The following is a 3,660-nucleotide window of genomic DNA, read 5'->3' as shown; positions in this document are numbered from 1 at the left end:
CGCGCCGCGCCGGCACTGACAGGGATACGGGCCTCTATTTGTATAGGCAGCGATTTGGCGCTTCTTAATGCTGCTAATAACCGCTTTTTCAATCTTCGCGGACGTAAGATCGGGTCAACAGTAAGTCCGTGAACCGCAATGGCGCGGCCGGCGGCAGCCCGAACGAGTCCATGCTCCTGCGCGCGACCGCCACAGCGATCCGAGCCCATCTCGACGATCGCGCCTCGCGCCTGATCGCGGTGGGCGGCACGTGCCTGCTGGTCTGCCTGGCCCTGCTCGGCGTCTATCTCTGCCTCGATCTGCGCGACGTCGCCTGGCACAACGCGCGCCGCAACGCGTCGAACCTGCTGGCGGTCATTGAGGAGGGCGTCGGCCACAGCCTGCGGGTCTACGACCTCTCCCTGCAGAACTCCGCGCGCCTCGCGAGCCGCACCGACATCGGGGCCCTGGAGCCGGAGATCCGGCGCTTGGCGCTGTTCGACACGGCGGTGGCGGGGTCCGGGCTCGGTCCGATCGCCGTCACGGACGCGACCGGCGATGTCCGTCTGACCAGTGATCCGTCCGTTCACGCCCGGCCCAACCTGCGCGCGCTGCCGGAATTCGAGTTCCACCGGTCGAACCCCGATGGCGGCCTGATCCTGTCCGGCCCGACCGTGTCGCGGCTGACTGGGGAGCCGATCATCCGCATGACCCGCCGGATCCGGACGCCGGACGGTTCGTTCGCCGGGATCGTCTCGGGATCGATCAAGCTCGCGCATTTCCAGGCCTTGTTCGAGCGTCTGCACTTCGACGACGGCATCGCCCTGAACGTCTTCCACCGGGACGGAACGCTCCTGATCCGGGCGCCGGCCCTCCCGCAGGCGCTCGGCCTGAGCATCAGCGCGAGCACGGGCTACAAGATGTACCGGGCCACGCCGCGCGGCGAGTTCCAGGGGCGCTCGTTCCTGGACGGCGTCGAGCGGGTCTACAGCTTCGCCGACCTCGGCGACCTGCCGCTGATCGTGACCGTGGCGACGGATGTCGACAGCATCCGCGGCGTCTGGATCTACAAGGCCGCGATCGTCGGCGTCCTGATCCTGTGCCTCTGCGGCCTGTCCTTCGGCCTGACGGTCCTGCTGCACCGGGAGGTGGGGCGCCATGTGGCCGCCGAGGCCTCCACCCGCGAGGCGAACGCCGCGCTCGCCGTGCTCGCGCGGACCGACGGCCTGACCGGCCTGCCGAACCGGCGCAGCTACGACGAGCACTTCGCCGTGGAGTGGAAGCGTGCCGTCCAGCTCCGGACACCCCTGGCGCTGATGATCGTCGATGCCGACCACTTCAAGCAGTTCAACGACCGCTTCGGCCACCAGCGCGGCGACGAGGTGCTGAGGGCGGTGGCGGACTGCCTGCAGCGGACCCTCGATACCGCCGGGCTCAGCTTCCGGATCGGCGGCGAGGAGTTCGTCGCCCTGCTGCCGGGCCTCGACGCGACGGCCGCCAGCGTCGCGGCGGAGCGCATCCGCCGCGCCGTGGTGAACCTCCGCATCCCCCACGCCCCGGAGGTCGGGGGCAGCGCCACGGTGAGCATCGGCGTCGCCAGCGCAGATCCCGGCGGCGGCGATCCGCCCGAGGGCCTGTTCCCGGCGGCGGACGCGGCCCTCTACGCGGCCAAGAAGGCCGGCCGCAACCGCGTCCGGGCCGCCGCGCCGGCCGATCCCGTGACCCTGGCGCTGCGGGCCTGAGCCGGCCCGCTCTCAGAGCATCGGCAGCATCCGGGGGCGCGGTCCGCGCGGGAAATGCGCGTCGATCAGGGCGATCTCGGCCGCGCCGAGGTGCAGGTCCGCCGCGCCGGCATTCGCGACGGCCCGGTCCGGGCGACCGGTCTTGGGGATCGTGAACGTGCCCGGCAGCCGGGTCAGGTAGGCGAGGGCCACCGCGTAGGGCGTCGTGCCGTGGTTCTGCGCGATGCCCGCCAGCACGCGGCCGCCGGCGCTGGCCGGATCGGGGAAGTCGCCGCTGCCGAAGGGCGAGTAGCCCACCATCGCGACGCCGTGCTTCTCGCACCAGGGCAGCACGGCGTGCTCGATGGCCCGCTCGTTCAGGTGGTAGAGGACCTGATTGCACGCGATCCGGTCCGGCCCCGCGATGGCGAGGGCGCGGTCGAGATCCTCGACGTCGAAGTTGCTGACGCCCCAGGACAGGATCTTGCCCGCCCGGCGCAGGTCCTCGAAGCCCGCGATCGTCTCCTCGAGCGGGTGCTGGCCCGGCCAGTGCAGCAGGTAGCAGTCCAGCCGATCCGTCCGCAGGCGGCGGAGCGAGGCCTCGCAGGCCCGGGCGACGCCCCGGCGCGTCGCGTTGCCCGGCACCACCTTCGAGACGAGGAACACCTCCTCGCGGCAATCCGCGACGGCGGCGGCGACGATCGCCTCCGCGTCGCCGTACATCTCCGCGGTGTCGATATGGGTCATGCCGGCGTCGATCCCGGCCCGCAGTGCCCGGATCGCGTCCGCCCGGTCCGAACTGTCGATGTGCCACGTGCCCTGGCCGATGACCGGCACAGAGACGCGCGTCGCGCCGAAGCTCCTGGCGTACATGGCAGCGCTCCCTCTTCGCTGTCACAGGGGTTGCAGGCGGCGGTCCGGTCGTGTCCCGGGCCGCCGGCGTATCACGGCTCGGCCGCGCAACAACCCGGCACGCCTTACTCGCGCCATCTTGGGGCGTTGAGCAATGGCATGCGGCCTCCCGCGGCGCTAAACTTTGGGCCCATACCCGGAGTCCGGCGGCGTGGGCTTGCCGAGCCTGCGCTGCCCCGCGCAGCGCCGCCGCGCAGGGCCACGCGACACCCGGACCCGCGCACGGTCCGTCGGCTGGCCCTGCTGGAGATGCGTCGATGCTGCCGGCCCACCGGATATTCTGGGGTCTGATCCTGCTGGCGGCGGCCGGCGCGGGGTTGCTCTACAACATCATCTTCGCGGCCGGAGCCTCGCCGCTCGCCGGATTTACCTACGGCCTCTGCATGGGCGCCACGGTGCTGGCCTTCGACCGCGGGCTGATCCTGGCCGGGCTGCAGGCGCGGATCCGCCGGCTGCCGGCCTGGCTCTACGTGCTGGCCGCGGAACTCGCCTACGTGCTGATGATCATGGCGGGCAACGCGCTGGGCGGCCTGGTCGTCTGGGCGTTCGCCCTGACACCGGACGACCTCACGACCGCGACCCGCATGACGGCGCGGGTCCTGGCCTACGCCCTGGCGGTGTCGGGCCTGCTGGTCTTCGTCATCCGGATGCGCGACCTGATCGGCGGCGAGGTGTTCGTGAACTTCATGATCGGCCGCTACCACAAGCCGGTGCAGGAGGAGCGGATCTTCCTGTTCCTCGACGTCGTCGGCTCCACGGCCTTCGCGGAGACCCACGGCGACCTGCGCGCCCAGGCCTATCTCAGCGCGGTGTTCGCGACCTTGGCCGAGCCGGTGCGGCGCAACGCCGGCTCCACGGACGACTTCATCGGCGACCTCGCGATGATCACGTGGCCGATGAAGCGCGGCCTGAAGGACGCGCGCTGCGTGACCTGCGTGTTCGAGGTGCTCGACCGGATCGAGGCGGACGCCGCGGCCTGGCAAGCCCGGTTCGGCACGGTGCCGCGGCTGCGGGCGGCCCTGCACGGCGGCTCGGTGGTCACGGCCGA

The 3,660-nt window shown here is 71.5% G+C and carries 3 protein-coding genes; 2 read left to right on the top strand and 1 reads right to left on the bottom strand.

The genetic code is table 11. The features are described from left to right. Positions 1-128: 128 nt before the first annotated feature. Positions 129-1,721, top strand: a complete 1,593-nt coding sequence (locus ACTJK8_RS32215; RefSeq protein ID WP_440763199.1) for a diguanylate cyclase — start codon at positions 129-131, stop codon at positions 1,719-1,721. A gap of 12 nt (positions 1,722-1,733) precedes the next feature. Here the strand turns inward: ACTJK8_RS32215 and ACTJK8_RS32210 are convergent, their stop codons facing one another. Then, complete coding sequence (locus ACTJK8_RS32210) at positions 1,734-2,573, bottom strand: aldo/keto reductase (protein WP_287082584.1); 840 nt, start codon at positions 2,571-2,573, stop codon at positions 1,734-1,736. A 296-nt stretch (positions 2,574-2,869) separates the two neighbouring features. Between ACTJK8_RS32210 and ACTJK8_RS32205 the strand changes: the two genes are divergently transcribed. Beyond that, on the top strand, positions 2,870-3,660 hold a 791-nt coding region (locus ACTJK8_RS32205), incomplete at its 3' end, for an adenylate/guanylate cyclase domain-containing protein (protein ID WP_440763198.1).

The sequence above is a fragment of the Methylobacterium sp. 22177 genome, assembly GCF_052045615.1.
Lineage (GTDB): Bacteria > Pseudomonadota > Alphaproteobacteria > Rhizobiales > Beijerinckiaceae > Methylobacterium > Methylobacterium radiotolerans.
This window is presented reverse-complemented; position numbering and strand designations above follow the sequence as displayed.